Origin of the sequence: Streptomyces sp. NRRL F-525, assembly GCF_000716605.1 — a bacterium.
Taxonomy (GTDB): Bacteria; Actinomycetota; Actinomycetes; order Streptomycetales; family Streptomycetaceae; genus Streptomyces.
The window spans coordinates 37,890-54,568 of sequence record NZ_JNXE01000035.1; the positions used below are offsets into that span (position 1 = coordinate 37,890).

Here is a 16,679-nt window from a genome sequence, read left to right on the forward strand (position 1 = left end):
GTATCGGACCCAGCTGGAGGCATGGGCATGGAAGAGCTGGTCATCCGGGACGTGGACGTCGTCGACGGCAGCGGTGGACCGTCCTACCGCGCCGATGTGGTGATCGACGGCGGACGGATCGTCTCGATCGTGCAGGAGGCCGCGGCGGCGGGCTGTCAACGCCCCAAGGCACGCCGGGAGTTGGACGCGGAGGGCCTGGTCCTCTCCCCCGGCTTCATCGACATGCACGCCCACAGCGACCTGGCCCTGCTCCGCGACCCGGACCACAGCGCCAAGGCGGCGCAGGGGGTGACCCTCGAAGTCATCGGCCAGGACGGGCTGTCGTACGCCCCGGTCGACGACCGCACCCTCGCCGAGGTACGCCGGGCGATCACCGGGTGGAACGGTTACGGCGACGACATCGACTTCGACTGGCGTTCGGTGGGCGAGTACCTGGACCGGCTGGATCGTGGAGTGGCGGTCAACGCGGCCTACTTGATCCCGCAGGGCACGGTCCGGATGCTCGCGGTCGGCTGGGAGGACCGGGAGGCGACGCCCCAAGAGCTGGACCGGATGCGGCAGTTGGTCGCCGAGGGCATGGAACAGGGCGCGGTCGGCATGTCGTCCGGCCTCACCTACACCCCCGGCATGTACGCCAAGGACGCCGAACTCACCGAACTCTGCCGGGTGGTGGCGTCCTACGGCGGCTACTACTGCCCGCACCACCGCTCGTACGGAGCGGGCGCGCTGGAGGCCTACGCGGAAATGGTGGAGCTGAGCCGCGAGGCGGGCTGCTCCCTGCACCTGGCCCACGCCACCATGAACTTCGGCGTGAACGAGGGCCGCGCACCGGAGCTCCTGTCCCTCCTGGACGAGGCCCTGGCGACCGGCGCGGACATCAGCCTCGACACCTACCCCTACACCCCCGGCTGCACAACTCTCGTGGCGATGCTGCCCAGTTGGGCCAGCGAGGGCGGCCCCGAGGAGATCCTGAAGCGCCTCGCGGACGACGACACCGCCGACCGTATCCGCCACCACCTGGAGGTGACCGGCTCGGACGGCTGCCACGGGGTGCCGATGGAGTGGGACACGATCGAGATCGCGGGGGTCGAGAATCCCGAACTGGCGGACTACGTGGGCCGCCGCCTCGACAGCTGGCCCACGGCCCGCCACCTCCTCCTCGCCGACCGCCTCGCCCCGTCGATCCTCCAGCACGTGGGCCACGAGGAGAACGTCCGCCAGATCATGCGCCACCGCGTCCACACCGGCGGCTCCGACGGCATCCTCCAGGGCGCGAAGCCGCACCCACGGGCGTACGGCACGTTCCCGCGCTATCTCGGCCACTACGTACGGGAGTTGGGCCTCCTGTCCCTGGAGGAATGCGTCTCCCACCTGACGTCCCGCCCGGCAGCCCGCCTACGCCTGCCGGACCGCGGCCTGGTCAAAGAGGGCTACAAGGCGGACCTGGTCCTCTTCAACCCGCGGACGGTGGCGGCAGGTTCAACATTCGAGGAGCCCCGCAGACTCCCGACAGGCATCCCCCACGTGCTGATCGACGGCCGCTTCGTGATCGAGGAAGGCCACCGAACGAACGAACTGGCGGGCAGATCAGTACGCCGAGTCCTTTAGGGGCGCGGGGAACTGCGCGACCAGCCCCCACGCACCCGCAGCCAAAAAACGACCCACTACGGCTTGGGCAGGGTGCACCCAGACGCGCTAAGGCTGAGCACGTTCGCCGAGGTGAAGCAGCCCGGGATGTTGTAGGTCTCCTCGGCGTAGTTGATCCCCTGACGGACGGTCACCTTGCCGCTCTCATCAACCTCACACGGATTGTCGACCGTGCAGGTCTCCCCGTCCTCGTTACCCGTGTTGTTGACCGCGACAATCTGCCCCGTACTGGTATCGATCACCGGAGACCCCGACGTACCCCCGATCGTGTTGCACGCGGAGGTGTAACGAACCGAGTCCTTCCAGGTCCAGTCCCCCTCCTTCAACCGGTACACGAACCCGTCGATGCTGCAGCTGTAGATCGTCTTCCAGTACCCGGAGACGACCTTGATCGCGGTACCGGCGGTCGGGTGCGAGGCGCTCACGGTGAGCGGACTGATCCCGTACGCGCTCTTGATCGCCGCGTACGTCGTGGTCGTGCGGTAGATCGTCACGTCCGTGTCGGTCATCGTCGAGTAGACGACCTGGTTGGCCCGGAGCGTGGCGACCTTCGTGCCGGCCGAGTTCAGGAGTCCGAACGTACGGCTGGAGGACTGGCCGGTGATGACCTCGCCGGGCTCCGGGAACCCGGTCTCCAGGCAGTGGCCGTTGGTCATGACCAGCGCCGGAGCGGTGTCGGTCGAGTTCGGGAAGCGGATGACCGAGCCGGAGCAGTTGCTGAGCGAGACGATGCCGGCGAAGTCGACGGTCACCGCGGCGGCCTTCGGCGCCACCTGGGGTGCGGCGACCGCGGGTGCCACGCCCGCCCCGGCGATGGCCAGGGTGGAGAGCGCGGCAAGGAGAGGCTTGTTCATGTGGGGGTCCCCTCTTATGACGAGACGACCGGAGATCTTCCGGCCGCCGTCTTTTTGTCATGAGCATTGTGATCGCGGAGAGGGGTGGGGGCAAGGAGCGGTTTCCGGCCGTTCGCGGCGCGTCTCATGTGGCGGAAAGCACGAGCCAAGTCTCGTTACCGCGCCGTAAGCTCACCGACATGCAGGTGATCCAGTCGACCAAGCTCTCCAACGTCTGTTACGAGATCCGGGGCCCGGTTCTCGAAGAGGCGATGCGCCTGGAGGCGGCAGGCCACCGCATCCTGAAGCTCAACACGGGCAACCCGGCCGCGTTCGGGTTCGAGTGCCCGCCCGAGATCCTGGAGGACATCCTCCGGAACGTGTCGTCGGCGCACGGGTACGGCGACGCGAAGGGGCTGCTGGCGGCCCGGCGCGCGGTCGTCATGCACAACCAGACCCTGGGCATCGAGACGGACGTAGAACACGTCTTCATCGGCAACGGCGTGTCCGAGCTCATCGTCATGGCGATGCAGGGACTTCTCGACGACGGCGACGAGGTCCTCGTACCGTCGCCGGACTACCCGCTGTGGACCGCCGCCGTCTCGCTCTCCGGCGGGACCGCCGTCCACTACCGCTGCGACGAGCAGTCCGACTGGATGCCCGACCTCGCCGACGTGGAGCGGAAGGTCTCCGACCGCACCAAGGCGATCGTCATCATCAACCCGAACAACCCGACCGGCGCGGTGTACGACGAGGCCATGATCAAGGGCCTCACCGACATCGCCCGCCGCCACAACCTCCTCGTCTGCTCCGACGAGATCTACGACAAGATCCTCTACGACGGCGCCACGCACACCCCGACCGCGAAGGTCGCCCCGGACCTGCTGACCCTCACGTTCAACGGGATGTCGAAGGCGTACCGGGTGGCCGGATACCGGGTCGGGTGGATGTCGATCTCGGGGCCGCGCGCGCACGCCGACTCCTACATCGAGGGTCTGACGATCCTGGCGAACATGCGGCTCTGCGCGAACATGCCCGGGCAGCACGGGGTCGTCGCCGCGCTCAGTGGGCGGCAGACCATCAACGACCTGGTGCTGCCGGGTGGGCGGTTGAAGGAGCAGCGGGATGTGGCGTACGAGTTGCTGACCCAGATCCCGGGTGTGACCTGCGTGAAGCCGAAGGGGGCGCTGTATCTGTTCCCTCGGCTCGATCCGCAGGTGTTCAAGGTCAAGGACGACCGGCAGATGGTCCTCGACCTGCTGCGCCAGGAGAAGATCATGGTCGTGCACGGCACCGGGTTCAACTGGTCCGAGCCCGATCACTTCCGGGTCGTGACGCTGCCGTCGGTCGGGGATCTGCGGGACGCGGTGACGCGGATCGGGAACTTCCTGGACGGGTACAGCCAGCCGTAAGTGGTGGCCGAACCCGCTCTAAACCTCGCGGGGCGGGTTTCTTGGGGGTTTTCCGGCCAGATTTTCGGCCAGCACAACTTTAGACGAGATCTAAGCTAGGATGGTTTCCTGTCTGAGCACAGGAGACCATGCCATGTACGAGCCGATCCGCACGAAGTCGGTCCACAGCACGGTGGCCCGCACGTCCTCCTCCGACTTTCCTCACCGGTCGCGTGAGGAGGAGCTTGATATTCAGCTTGCGGGGCATCTTGCTGCGCTGCTTGCCGTGACCGATGAACTGCGGGCGCTGGAGCCGTCCGATGAGTTGGACGTGGCTGCGGAGAGGCTTGCCGGGCAGTTGACGCGGTTGCGGGGGGCTTCGCCGAGCCGGGCGGGTGTGGCTGCGGACGCTTCTTCTACGTCCCGTTTGGATGCGCTGCATCTGCGGGCGCATGCTCTTGCCGGGCGGGCGTTGGTTGTTGCCGCGTCGCGGGCTGATACGGCTGCGGCGATTTTGTCGGCCGAGCGGATGGACGCCCACGCGGTTGCTCCGGTGGCCTGAGCTTTCGCGCCTCATCGCCGTTGGGGTTCGTGTTCGTCGTGCGAGTGCCGGCCCGCTGTGGCTGGTCGCGCAGTTCCCCGCGCCCCTAAAAAGCACGGGTGCGCGTCTGCTGTAGCTGGTCGCGCCCACGCGGCGGAGCCGCAAATCGACACAGCCCCGCGCCCTGAAAAACCCGGGTGCGCGTCCGCTGTAGCTGGTCGCGCCGACGCGGCGGAGCCGCAAATCGACACAGCCCCGCGCCCTGAAAAGCAGCCGTGTTGATCCGGGACCCGGCCGACACCTCCCGTTCATCCCTTTCCTCGGGGAATGTTGGGTTCCGCGAGCACGCTGCCCCTCGTGAGACGTATCGCGGGAATCGTCCTTGCGGTGTTGCTGATCGGTGGCGTGGTGGCAGCCGTCGTAGCGGGCCGGGACAACGGGGACAAGGGCACGGCAACGAAGACCGTGCGTGGTGTGATCGGTTCGGAGAAGGCGGACTTCTTCGCCGATCCCGATGTGGTGAAGGCCCTCGCCGCCAAGGGCTTCACCGTGAAGACGGAGACCTCCGGGTCCTGGGCCATGGAGGGGCTCAACCTCAAGGGGTACGACTTCGCCTTCCCCTCCAGTCAGGCTCCGGCCGACGCGCTCGCCGACAAGTACAAGGTGCGGCAGCCGTTGCCGCGCCCCTTCTACTCGCCCCTCGTCGTCGTCGCCCACCGCAGCGCCGCCCAGGTGCTCGCGGACAACGGGCTCGCCACGCTGGACAGCAGCAAGGATCGCGGCACGCTGAAGATGGCCGCCTATCTCGACGCCGCCAAGCGGGATCTGACCTGGCAGCAGCTCAAGGGGGCCTCCAAGCATGGGGAGTTGACCGGCACCCTCTACATCGCCACCACCGACCCCGAGACCTCCAACTCGGGGGCTCTCTATCTCGCCGCCGCCTCCTACGTCGCCAACGGCGGGCGGGTGGCGGCCAGTAGCGCCGATGTGGATCGCACCGCGCCGCTCATGCACAAGCTGATCAGCGTGCAGGGGGCTCAACAGTCCAGCTCGGACGCGCCGTTCAGGGACTTCATCAGCGGCGCCGGCAATCCTCTGGTCCTCGTCTACGAGTCCCAGGTGGCCTCGCTGCTCCTCGACAAGCAGCCCGTCGGCGACCTCGTCGTGCTCTACCCGGACACCACGGCCAACAGCGACCACACCGTCGTGCCGCTCACCCCGGAGGGCCGCGAGCTGGGTCAACTCCTCAGCAGTGACCCGACGTTGCGCAAGCTCGCCGTACAGCACGGGTTCCGGCCGCAGGGTGACACCGCCGAGTTCGTCGCGGCCACGGCCGCCCACTCCAGCTATCTCAACCAGACGCTGACCGGTGTCCGGCAGGCGCCCGTGCCCACCTCGAAGGTGCTGCACGACATGGCGCGCCGGGCGCGCGGTTGAACGGGGGGAACCACATGAGCAGCAGTTTCAACACCAGCCAGAACAGCAGTCAGCACACCCAGAGCGGGGACGACGTCTTCACCCTCACCCCGCCGGAGGCCGTCGCGCCGGTGCCGAAGGAGAAGGCCGGCGGGCTGGTGCCGGTGGACGAGAGCGTCCGTACGGACATGGCTCAGAAGGCCGCCGCCTATGTGGAAGGGCTTGCCTCGCTCGATGCCCGGTCGCCCGAATTCGCGGGCAAGGTCGGGGAGATCAGTGCACTCGGTGCCGGTGAGATGCGGACCGCCACCGCGCAGTCCAACCGCATGCTGGAGCGGACCGTGCGGAGTCTGCCGTCCAAGGGCGGGGACGCTCAGTCGCAGGTCGCCGGGTCGCTCGTCGAACTCCGGCGTGTGGTCGAGGACTTGGACCCGCGTGACCTGCCCGCCTCCAAGGGGCGGAAGTTCCTGTCCCGGCTGCCGGGCGGCAACAAGCTGCGCGACCACGTCGCCAAGTACGCCTCCGCGCAGGGGACTCTCAACAAGATCGTGGGCTCGTTGCGCGGCGGCCAGGACGAACTCCGGCGTGACAACGCCGCGTTGCAGACCGAGCGGGTCCGTCTGTGGGAAACCATGGGCAAGTTGCAGGAGTACGTCGTCCTCACCCAGGCCCTCGACACGGCCGTCGAGCAGCACATCACCGGCGTCGAGGCCGCCGACCCGAGCCAGGCCGACACCCTGCGCGCGGACGTCCTCTTCCCGGTCCGGCAGAAGCACCAGGACCTGCTGACCCAGCTCGCGGTGTGCGCGCAGGGCTACTTGGCGATGGACGTCGTACGGCGCAACAACGACGAGCTGATCAAGGGTGTCGATCGGGCGGCGACCACGACCGTCTCGGCCCTGCGGATCTCCGTCATGCTCGCCTCCGCGCTCGACAACCAGCGCAAGGTCGTCGATCAGGTCAACGCCCTGCGCGGTACGACCGAGGACCTCATCCGGGGCAACGCCGAGATGCTCTCCACGCAGAGCGGCGAGATCCAGCGCATCGCGGCCGACCCGGCGGTGGGCGCGGAGACGCTCCGTACCGCCTTCCAGCAGATCTACCGCACGCTCGACGCGATCGACACCTACAAGGTCCAGGCGACCGAGGTGATGGCCGCGACCGTGGAGTCCCTGACGTCCGAACTCCAGAACGCCAGCACGTACTTGGAGCGCAGCCGGTCGCAGAGCGCCCTGGAAGGCGGTCTCGGATGAGACGTCTCCTCGCGCTCGCCCTCGGCACGGCCGCGCTGCTCACCGGCTGCACGTCGTCGGCCCATGACACGAAGGCCGAGACCGACAACGCCCCCAAGCCCGGCACGCTGCGCGTCCTCGCCTCCAGCGAACTCAGCGACATGACCCCGGTGTTCGACCAGGTCCGCAAGGACACCGGCATCACGATCCGCCCCACCTACATGGGCACCCTCGACGCGGTGGACCTGCTGGCGAAGGGCAAGGTCGACGGGCAGTACGACGCCCTGTGGCTGTCGTCGAACGACTATCTGCGGCTACGGCCCGACGCGGCGAAGAAGGTCGTCTCCGAGACCTCGATCATGTCCAGCCCGGTCGCGATCGGCGTCAAGACGGCCACCGTCACGGCACTCGGCTGGACGCCGGACAAAGTCACCTGGTCGGGGATCGAACAGGCCGTCCAGGACGGCAAGTTGACCTACGGCATGACGGACCCGGCGCGCTCCAACTCCGGTTTCTCGACCCTCATCTCCGTGGCCTCCGCCCTCTCCGGCGCCCAGTCGGCGCTCACCGACGCGGACGTCGCCAAGGCGACTCCCCGGCTGAAGGAGTTCTTCAAGGGGCAGAAGCTGACCTCGGGTTCGTCCGGGTGGCTGGCGACCGCCTATCAACGCCGGGGAAACGTCGACGCGTTGCTCAACTACGAGTCCGTCCTCAAGGGCATCCCGGGCCTGACCGTGATCCGCCCGAGCGACGGGGTCGTCACCGCCGACTACCCGTTGACGTCCCTCGCCTCGACGGACACCACGACCCGCGAGAACGTCCGGCGCGTGACGACGGACCTGCGCACGAACGCCCTCCAGAAGCTGATCACCACCGGCACACACCGCCGCCCGGTCGTCACCTCCGTACCGCCCGCGTCCGGCCTCGACACCAGCCGACGGCGTGAACTCCCCTTCCCCGGCAGCCAGTCCGTCGCCGACGGGCTCCTCGACTCGTACGAGAACAAGCTGCGCCGGCCCTCGCGGACCGTGTACGTGCTCGACACCTCGGGCTCGATGGAGGGCGACCGGCTGTCCCGGCTGAAGAAGGCCCTCACCGATCTGACCGGGGACTTCCGGCAGCGCGAGGAGGTCACGCTGATGCCGTTCGGGTCGGCCGTGAAGAGCGTGCAGACGCATGTGGTGAGCCCGAGCGATCCGCAGGCCGGGCTGAACGCGATCCGTAAGGACACCAAGGCGCTCGGCGCGGACGGGGCCACCGCGATCTACACCTCGCTGGAGAAGGCCTACGAGCATCTCGGCACCGGCGGCGACACGTTCACCTCGATCGTGCTGATGACCGACGGCGAGAACACAACCGGCGCCAAGGCGAAGGAGTTTGACGGCTTCTACGGTCAACTCCCCACCGCCCAGCGGGACATCCCCGTCTTCCCCATCCTCTTCGGCGACTCGGACAAGGCGGAGCTCCAGCACATCGCCGACCTGACCGGCGGCCGGCTCTTCGACGCCCAACAGGGCTCGCTGGACGGCGCCTTCGAGGAGATCCGTGGCTACCAGTAAGTTCCTGGGCTACCTGGAGTCCCGCAAGAACCTCACCGGCAGCGCGTGCGGGCTCGTCGGGCTGGTGCTGACGTTCGTGGGCGTGGCGGGGCCGTACTGGCCGGTCGTGGTCGTCGGCCTGTACGGCGCGGGTGCGTTGATCGCCCCGCCGGAGCGGCCGGCACTCCCCGACTTCCCGGACCCCTCCGCCCAACTGGAGGAACTGCGCGACGACTTCGAGAAGCTCGGCGGCTATCTGGCGGGCGTAGAGCTGCCGCCTGCCGCCGCCGGTCGGCTCACCGAGCTGAACCAGCTCCTCGCCGGGCTCCTCGATCCGCAGGTCACGCACGACCTCGCGCAGGACCCGGAGGGCGTGCACATCCTGTCGCGGGCGATCCGGCAGGACGTACCGGAGGCGGTCGACACGTTCGTACGGACGCGGTGGTGGACGCGGTTGGCGCCCGGTACCGAGCCCCCTGAGCGGCATCTGGAACGGCAGTTGACGGTGCTTCAGGAAGAGGCGCAGGGGTTGGCGGCCAACCTGCGGGAGGTCGAAGCGCGGCGGCAGGAGTCGCACACACGGTATCTGGAGGACCGGGGGCGTTCGCAGAACGGCTGAAGGCATGCAACGGCCGTACTCCTCAGAGCAGTTGCAGCACGACGATCAGCAGGACGAGCGCGAGCAGGACGAGGCCCGCCACCTTCAGCGGGCCCATGCCGTGCTCCGACTCCGGTGCGGTCGCGGGAGGTACCACCGGCACCGCAGGGCGCACCGGCACGTTGAACACGTCGTGTCCCGTCACCGCCGCCCGCGTGCACCACGGGCAGGTCGGGAGGTGGGAGCCGTAGGAGTGCAGGGGGCGTTGCGGGCAGACCTGGACGCGGGAGCGTTCCTGGTCCAGGGCGCGTAGCCAGACCTCCGGGGTGGGGCGGGCGGAGGGGGCGTGGACGCCCGCGCCGAACGCCGTGTGGGCCAGGGTGAGGAGGCCCGGCGGGAGGACCGAGGGGTCGACCGTGCCGCGGGGGATGACGACCGCCTCGGGGCGGACGACGTAGGAGACGCTCGCGGCGATGTTGTCCTTGACCGTGGACTCGGGGGTGCTGTCGTGCGGGACGCCGCCGAAGGGGTGGTTGCCCGCAGTGAGGAGTTGGTAGATCAGCACCGCCAGCGCGAAGTTGTCGCTCTCCTCGGTGGCCGCCGCGCCCGACTGGCGTTCCGGTGAGGAGTAGTCGGTGGTGTGCATCAGGCAGGGGAAGGGCTCGCCGGTGACCGGGTCGGTGAAGGCGATGGAGTCGCAGTCGAGGAACGTGACGAAGCCGTTGGCGTCGACGACGACGTTGCTCGACGAGAAGTCGCCGATGACGAGGTTGTCGTAGTGCATGCGGGCGGTCATGAAGGCGAGGTTCCAGGCGACGCCGAGGAGGAAGCGCCAGTCGGCGCGGTCGCCGAAGAGGCGGAGGCGCTGGGCGCGGGTGAACAGGCCCACCAGTTGGACGTGTTGGGGTTCGCCGAAGCGGCGCATGGCGTAGCCGAGGAACTCGCCCTCGGGGCTGCGGGCCATGGCGGTGGGCCAGGCTAGTTCGGGGGGCTGGTTGGCGTCGGTGGGGCGGGCGGCCAGGGGGGACATCGTGAGCATGCGGGCCAGGCGGCGCTCCAAGTCCGGGCCCGGGCGGTCTCGGTAGAGCTTGACGACGATCGTGTCGTCGCCCTCCACCGGGAAGACGGCCGCCTGTCCGCCGCCCTTGAGCGGGAGTTCGGCGAGGGTGACGGGCTTGCCGTCCAGGTGGACCGTGCGGCCGGTCATGGGGTCACCACGCGGACGGCCCGCAGCAGGGTCTTGTCGTCGGCGTTGAGGCTCGTCAGCCGGTCCGAGCGGAGGAGGGCGGCAAGGTTCTCGTGTGCTTTGTCGGTCACCGGTCCCGGGGTGTCCAGGGAGCCCAACACCGCTTCCACGAAAGAGGTGTTGGGCTGGGGCGGGCCGCCGCCGGAGAGCGACAGGGCCGCCTGCGTGAGGCCGTCGGTGGAGAGCAGGACGCCGTCCACGCGCGGGTCCGCGACGCAGTCGGTGCGCAGGCGGCGCGGTGCGTCGGGCGAGGTGAGGAAGACGGTCTCGTTGCTGTACTCGCTGACGGCGGGCGGCTGCGGGAGAAGGTGGAACTGCCGTTCCCCGTCCTCCGTTCCGGCACGGACCACGACGAAGCCGTCGCCGACGCTGAGGTGGCCGAGCCAGCCGGGGGTGAGGACGACGACGGTGAGCGTGGTCGCGTAGTCGGGGGCCGTGCTGCCGTAGGTGTCCAGGAAGATCTTGGACACGTCGTGGAAGGCGTCCGCGAGCAGGTCGTGCACCTCCTCCCCCGGCGGGCAGCCGGACGCTGCGGCCGCCCGGCGCCGGAAGTGCTCGGCCGCCAACTCGACGGCGTGCAGGGCCCCTTGGTCGGAGTGCGGGCGGCTGCCCGCGCCGTCGGCGACGGCGAGGACGGACACGGACGCGGAGGCCGTGTAGGTACAGGCGTCCTGGCAGGGCGTGCCGGTGCGGCGGTGCCGGTAGCCCTCGACGCTCAGGCCGTGGATGCGCCAGGGCGATTCGGCCACCGCTCAGCTCTCCCAGGCCGGGCGCTGCGTCTTGAACTGGCTGAAGATCTTCTCGAAGACCTCGTCGCCCGCGCCCTTCTGCTCGGCGTTCGCGCTGGCCGACATCATCTGGAGCAGCTCGCGGAACGGGAAGCCCTGGATGCGCGCGTTGAACTTCGGCGCGAAGGCCTGCAGCACCTGCTCGCCGCGGTCGGTGATGCCGCCCACGCCGATCGCGTACAGCCGGAAACGGCGGGCCTGTTGCTCGTCGGCGAGGACGGGCAGCAGGCGGTGCCAGGAGTCGGTCATGTGGCCGGTGGCGTCGGTGGGGAGGCCGTCGGTGACCAGGCAGATCTGCGGGCGGTAGTACTGGAGCCCGGAGGCGCGCAGCTCCGCCTTGCGGGCCGCGACGACATGCATGGCCAGCTCCAGCGCCTCCGTCATCAGGGTGACCCCGGACGCGGTGAACCGGGGTGCCTGGAAGGCGTGCGCGGGGACGAAGGGGCTCAACCGGGCGCGCGGGTCGAGGAGTTGGGGTCCGCGCCAGGCGCCGACGCCCTGGCCGCCGAAGGTGATGACGGCGACCTCGACGCTGTAGCTGAGGGAGACGTCGTCGTGGAGTTCCCGGGTCCACTCGGCGAGCGCGTCGTTGAGGGTCTGGATCGGCGCGCCCGCCATGGAGCTCGACGTGTCCAGGCACAGCACGAGCGGCAGCCGTTGCGCGTTGTTCTCGAACTCGATGTCGGCGTACTCCGCCGGCATCGTGGGCGGGTATTCGCTGTGCATGGCGTCTCCTGGTCGACCGGGCGGTACGGGGGTCACGAGGTGCCGCGCGCGTGGTGCCGGGCGGCGGGCGGGAAGGCGTACAGGACGTCGGAGTCGGCTTCGCGGGCGTCGGTGACCTCGACGTACGCGCCGGGGACGGGCGGGGTGCGGTCGGGTTCGGCCCACACCGCGCGGTACAGGACGTGATCGAGTTCGACGTAGCCCTGCGGGTGAAGGGCCGTACGGACCACGGCTGTTCGGGACGGCCCGGTGCGGGGGCCGACCTGGCGGCCGTAGGAGGACGGGGCCGGTGCGGGTGGGACGGGGCGCAGTCGGGCGGTGGTCTCGGCGCTGGTCTCCTCGGAGGAGATCTCCGTCGCCGGGGTGCGGGAGCGGCGGACGGCGAGGAGGAGGGCCAGGAGCAGGAGGAGGAGTACGGCGGTCAGGGCGAGCAGCAGGACGCGTGTGTGGTCCGTGGACTTGCGGCCGCCCCCGAGTTCGGCGACGCCCACCTTCTTGTCGATCAGCTGGCCGCCGGTGAACGAGGAATTCTTGAGCGCCTTGCACAAGTCGCCGTCACAGGCGGGGAGTTCGGCCAGTGTTCTGGCGTCCAGCCGGTCGATCCGGGCGTCCCGGTCGACCAGTGCGTGGCCCGCCAGGACGAGCAGCGCGGTGCCGCCCTGGCCGGTGTGGACGCCGGCCGGTACCTGCACCCGGAGGTTCTTGAGGTCCCGGCGGACGGCGGCCTCGCCGCCCTTCTGGCCGGCGTCGAAGCCCAGAGGCTTGTTCAGCGTGACCGTGACCACGGCCCCGTCGTCCAGCGCGTCCTGCCAACAGCCCAGCCGCGTCGGAAAGTTCTTGCCGCAGTCCGCGCCGGCCGCGGCCGCCGGCCCCGCCGGAATCACCGCGATCAACAAGCCGAACAGCAGGGCAGTGAACAACGTATGTCTCATGACGACCCCCCGTTGGCGCCCATAGTGGAGCCAACAGGCGGGTGGCCGAAAGGGGTTGACTGAGAATGCTCAATTCACTTCTACAGCTGGAAAACCTGATGACAACGGGTGAACATCTGTCGCGCCCGTTCCACCCAATCACTGGCCAGAACATCGAAATCGGCCTGGGAGATCCGGCAGGTCAGCGGGAGGTCGCAGACCCCGGCGAGGCAGGGTCTGGGTCCGCGTACGTCCCACACCGAGAGCATGGGATTCAGTTGTTCGGTGTTCCACGCGTTCGACGCGGCGGCGGCGATCGCCAATTGATCCTTGCGCAGAGAATGACCGTCGGTGACAAAGGCGACAAGGAGTCTTTTCGTGGTCATGAAACGCACGGTGAGCGTGCGCCCGGACGCCTCTAGATCGAATTGCAGGGAGACGGAATCGACCTCGCTCTCGACGTGGTAATTCCGGCGCGCGCCCCAGGTATGGGTCAACTGCCGCCAGGACGAGCCGAGGTCGTAGTCCCGGCCGGGCGGGAGGGAGGCCTCAGGCGTCGCCACGGGCCACCGCCTGCGCGATCATGTCGTCGGTGAGACCCGCGTCCAGCAGGGCCTGCGCGTGCAGCAGCAGACAGGACGGCACCGGCAGGCTGGTGCCGCCCCCGCGCCGGGCGGCGAGTTCGCTGCGGCGGACCTCGATCGTGCGGGCCACGGCGGGCGGCGGCCAGGTCGCGGGGCGTGGCTGCGCCAGCAACTCGCTGAGCAGGGCGGCCAGTTGGGGACGGTCCTCGGGGCGCTTCGCGAGACACCGCGCGAGCAGCGGCCGTAGACCCGGTGGTACGCCGTCCAGTTCGGGTGGGCGGTGCACGACCCGCAGGCTCACCGCCTCGCCCGTGCCGAACGGCGGGCGGCCGGTCAGGGCGTAGACCAGGACACCGCCGAGGGAGAACACGTCGCTGGGCGGGCCGATCTGACCCGCCGTCATCTGCTCCGGGGACATGAACGGCGGGGTGCCGACCACGATCCCGGCCTGGGTGAGGCTCGGGGCGCCCTCGACGCGGGAGATGCCGAAGTCGATGACGCGGGGGCCGTCGGAGGCGAGCAGCACGTTGGCCGGTTTGAGGTCGCGGTGGACCAGGCTGGCCGCGTGGATCGCCTGGAGCGCCTCGACGAGGAACGCGCCGAGCCTGCGGACCTGCGCCTCGGGCAGCGGGCCGTCCGATCGGACGGCCTCGGCGAGGGACGGGCCGGGCACGTACATCGTTGCCAGCCAAGGGAGTTCGGCCTCGGTGTCCGCGTCGACGACGGCCGCCGTGTAGGCGCCGCTGACCAGCCGGGCGGCGGCGACCTCGCGGGCGAAGCGCTCGCGGAACTCGCGCTCGGCGGCCAGTTCGGGCCGTACGACCTTCACCGCCACCTCTCGGCCAGCCGGTGAACGGCCGAGATACACCCAGCCCATCCCGCCGGAGCCGAGCCGCCCGGCGATCCGGTACGGCCCCACGCTCAGGGGATCGCTGACCGGAGTGCGCACCCCGCTCACCTCACTTCGGGGTTCGTTGCAGGTTGTCCCGAGTGTCCCCCGAAATCCCGTCTTGGGCAGGGGGGATGCGCGAAATGGCGGTCAGAGGTGCGCCGTGGACCCTTGGTGGTGTAACGGCAACGGGCAGGGCCCCGCACGCCGTTGTGCGGGACCCTGCCCGTTGTGCTGGCACCGCGGCCGGCCTGTGACGACATTGCTGGTCAGGGCACAATCGGCGGCCGGCCGCGGAGTTTTCGGCGGGTGTCTAACCCAGGCGCTCCACCAGGGCGCGGTACTCGTCCCACAGTTCCTTCGGGGTGTGGTCGCCGAAGGTGTTGAGGTGGTCGGGGACCAGGGCGGCCTCCTCGCGCCACACGTCCTTGTCGACGGTGAGCAGGAAGTCCAGGTCGGACTCGGAGAGTTCGAGGCCCTTGGTGTCGAGGGCACCCTTGGCCGGCAGCACGCCGATCGGGGTCTCGACGCCCTCGGCGCGGCCGTCCAGGCGGTCCACGATCCACTTCAGGACCCGGCTGTTCTCGCCGAAGCCGGGCCACACGAACTTGCCCGCGTCGTTCTTGCGGAACCAGTTCACGTAGTAGATCTTCGGGAGCGTCGCCTGGTCGCGGCCCTTGGCCACATCGACCCAATGGCCCATGTAGTCACCCATGTTGTAGCCGCAGAACGGCAGCATGGCGAAGGGGTCGCGGCGCAGCTCGCCGACCTTGCCCTCGGCGGCGGCGGTCTTCTCGGAGGCCACGTTGGCGCCGAGGAAGACACCGTGGTTCCAGTCGAAGGACTCCGTCACCAGCGGTACGGCCGAGGCGCGCCGGCCGCCGAACAGGATCGCCGAGATCGGCACGCCCTTGGGGTCCTCCCACTCGGACGCGATGATCGGGCACTGCGAAGCGGGCACCGTGAAGCGGGCGTTGGGGTGGGCTGCGGGCGAACCGGACTCCGGCGTCCAGGAGTTGCCCTTCCAGTCCGTGAGGTGGGCCGGAGTCTCCTCCGTCATGCCCTCCCACCAGATGTCGTTGTCGTCGGTCAACGCCACGTTGGTGAAGACGGAGTTGCCCCACAGCGTCTTCATCGCGTTGGCGTTGGTGTGCTCGCCGGTGCCGGGCGCGACGCCGAAGAAACCGGCCTCGGGGTTGATCGCGTAGAGCCGGCCGTCCTCCCCGAACCGCATCCAGGCGATGTCGTCACCGATCGTCTCGACGGTCCAGCCGGAGATGGTGGGCTCCAGCATCGCGAGGTTCGTCTTGCCGCAGGCCGAAGGGAAGGCGGCCGCCACGTACTTGGACTCCCCCTGCGGCGGGGTGAGTTTGAGGATGAGCATGTGCTCGGCGAGCCAGCCCTCGTCCCGCGCCATCACCGAGGCGATGCGCAGGGCGTAGCACTTCTTGCCCAGCAGCGCGTTGCCGCCGTAGCCGGAGCCGTAGGACCAGATCTCGCGGCTCTCGGGGAAGTGCGAGATGTACTTGGTGGAGTTGCACGGCCACGGCACGTCCGCCTCGCCCTCGGCCAGCGGCGCTCCGAGCGTGTGCACAGCACGCACGAAGAAGCCGTCGGTACCGAGTTCGTCGAGGACGGGCTGTCCCATGCGGGTCATGGTGCGCATGGAGACGGCGACGTAGGCGGAGTCGGTGATCTCGACGCCGATCGCGGAGAGGTCCGAACCGAGGGGGCCCATGCAGAACGGGACGACGTACATCGTCCGGCCCTTCATGGAGCCGCGGAAGATGCCCTGTTCTCCCGCGAAGATCTCCCGCATTTCCGCAGGAGCCTTCCAGTGGTTGGTGGGACCCGCGTCCTGCTCCTGCTCGGAGCAGATGAACGTCCTGTCCTCGACCCGGGCGACATCGGTCGGGTCGGAGGCGGCGTAGTACGAGTTGGGGCGCTTGATCGGGTCGAGCTTCTTGAAGGTGCCCTTTTGGACGAGCTCCTCGCTGAGCCGCTCGTACTCCGCTTCGGATCCGTCACACCAGACCACGCTGTCCGGCTGGGTCAGTTCGGCGATCTCGTTGACCCACGAGATCAGTTCCTTGTGCTCGGTTGGGATGACGGGGGGAGCCGCGATGTCGCGCGCCACGATTGCTCCTATGATGAGGGATTTTGTCCTTGTTGCCCCGTGGGGGCCGCGACCCGGATGCTTCACGATGGTCGATCTTGGCGCTCATCCGGTGCCGACCGCACTCATTTGATCATCCGACGCGTCCGCCCATATGTCCAGAGGGCCTCACATACGAGCGACGTGAGGATCGCCACTCATCCACCCCTCACCGACATGTTTT

General features: G+C 69.0%; 15 protein-coding genes. 7 read left to right on the top strand and 8 right to left on the bottom strand.

Annotated features, from left to right (window positions below; all coding sequences use genetic code 11):
• Positions 1-27 precede the first annotated feature (27 nt).
• Complete coding sequence (locus tag OO69_RS36570; RefSeq protein WP_033285215.1) at positions 28-1,608, top strand: N-acyl-D-amino-acid deacylase family protein; 1,581 nt, start codon at positions 28-30, stop codon at positions 1,606-1,608.
• Between the two features lie 56 nt (positions 1,609-1,664).
• Here OO69_RS36570 and OO69_RS36575 read toward each other — a convergent pair whose 3' ends face one another.
• Positions 1,665-2,501, bottom strand: a complete 837-nt coding sequence (locus OO69_RS36575) for a trypsin-like serine peptidase (RefSeq protein WP_033285216.1) — start codon at positions 2,499-2,501, stop codon at positions 1,665-1,667.
• 179 nt (positions 2,502-2,680) lie between these two features.
• Between OO69_RS36575 and OO69_RS36580 the strand changes: the two genes are divergently transcribed.
• From OO69_RS36580 to OO69_RS36605, 6 genes are all read left to right on the top strand, one after another.
• Positions 2,681-3,892: a pyridoxal phosphate-dependent aminotransferase gene (locus OO69_RS36580; RefSeq protein WP_033285217.1), complete on the top strand. Its 1,212-nt coding sequence runs from the start codon at positions 2,681-2,683 to the stop codon at positions 3,890-3,892.
• A gap of 133 nt (positions 3,893-4,025) precedes the next feature.
• The gene (locus OO69_RS36585) at positions 4,026-4,433 is read left to right on the top strand and encodes a hypothetical protein (protein ID WP_033285218.1); all 408 of its coding nucleotides are present in this window, start codon (positions 4,026-4,028) and stop codon (positions 4,431-4,433) included.
• A 336-nt stretch (positions 4,434-4,769) separates the two neighbouring features.
• Positions 4,770-5,849 carry a substrate-binding domain-containing protein gene (locus OO69_RS36590; RefSeq protein ID WP_033285273.1) on the top strand — a complete coding sequence of 360 codons (1,080 nt, stop codon included), beginning with the start codon at positions 4,770-4,772 and terminating at the stop codon, positions 5,847-5,849.
• A 14-nt stretch (positions 5,850-5,863) separates the two neighbouring features.
• Positions 5,864-7,081 carry a toxic anion resistance protein gene (locus OO69_RS36595; RefSeq protein WP_033285219.1) on the top strand — a complete coding sequence of 406 codons (1,218 nt, stop codon included), beginning with the start codon at positions 5,864-5,866 and terminating at the stop codon, positions 7,079-7,081.
• Entirely contained in the window at positions 7,078-8,619 is a 1,542-nt protein-coding gene (locus OO69_RS36600; RefSeq protein ID WP_033285220.1) for a vWA domain-containing protein, read from the top strand. Before OO69_RS36595 ends, OO69_RS36600 begins: the two co-directional genes overlap by 4 nt.
• Positions 8,606-9,217 (top strand): hypothetical protein, encoded by a 612-nt coding sequence (locus OO69_RS36605; protein WP_199811100.1) that lies wholly within the window; start codon positions 8,606-8,608, stop codon positions 9,215-9,217. Before OO69_RS36600 ends, OO69_RS36605 begins: the two co-directional genes overlap by 14 nt.
• Positions 9,218-9,239: 22 nt before the next feature.
• Here the strand turns inward: OO69_RS36605 and OO69_RS36610 are convergent, their stop codons facing one another.
• The 7 genes from OO69_RS36610 to OO69_RS36640 all read right to left on the bottom strand — a co-directional run bounded on the left by OO69_RS36610 (position 9,240) and on the right by OO69_RS36640 (position 16,477).
• Positions 9,240-10,403 carry a hypothetical protein gene (locus tag OO69_RS36610; RefSeq protein ID WP_033285221.1) on the bottom strand — a complete coding sequence of 388 codons (1,164 nt, stop codon included), beginning with the start codon at positions 10,401-10,403 and terminating at the stop codon, positions 9,240-9,242.
• Positions 10,400-11,191: a PP2C family serine/threonine-protein phosphatase gene (locus OO69_RS36615; protein ID WP_033285222.1), complete on the bottom strand. Its 792-nt coding sequence runs from the start codon at positions 11,189-11,191 to the stop codon at positions 10,400-10,402. Before OO69_RS36615 ends, OO69_RS36610 begins: the two co-directional genes overlap by 4 nt.
• 3 nt (positions 11,192-11,194) lie before the next feature.
• Complete coding sequence (locus tag OO69_RS36620; RefSeq protein WP_033285223.1) at positions 11,195-11,956, bottom strand: vWA domain-containing protein; 762 nt, start codon at positions 11,954-11,956, stop codon at positions 11,195-11,197.
• A 32-nt stretch (positions 11,957-11,988) separates the two neighbouring features.
• Positions 11,989-12,888 (bottom strand): hypothetical protein, encoded by a 900-nt coding sequence (locus tag OO69_RS36625; RefSeq protein ID WP_234444623.1) that lies wholly within the window; start codon positions 12,886-12,888, stop codon positions 11,989-11,991.
• A gap of 80 nt (positions 12,889-12,968) precedes the next feature.
• The gene (locus tag OO69_RS36630) at positions 12,969-13,430 is read right to left on the bottom strand and encodes a hypothetical protein (RefSeq protein WP_033285225.1); all 462 of its coding nucleotides are present in this window, start codon (positions 13,428-13,430) and stop codon (positions 12,969-12,971) included.
• Positions 13,417-14,400, bottom strand: coding sequence for a serine/threonine-protein kinase (locus tag OO69_RS36635; RefSeq protein ID WP_033285226.1), 984 nt, complete (start codon positions 14,398-14,400; stop codon positions 13,417-13,419). Before OO69_RS36635 ends, OO69_RS36630 begins: the two co-directional genes overlap by 14 nt.
• A 253-nt stretch (positions 14,401-14,653) precedes the next feature.
• Positions 14,654-16,477 carry a phosphoenolpyruvate carboxykinase (GTP) gene (locus tag OO69_RS36640; protein ID WP_033285227.1) on the bottom strand — a complete coding sequence of 608 codons (1,824 nt, stop codon included), beginning with the start codon at positions 16,475-16,477 and terminating at the stop codon, positions 14,654-14,656.
• Between the last annotated feature and the right edge of the window lie 202 nt (positions 16,478-16,679).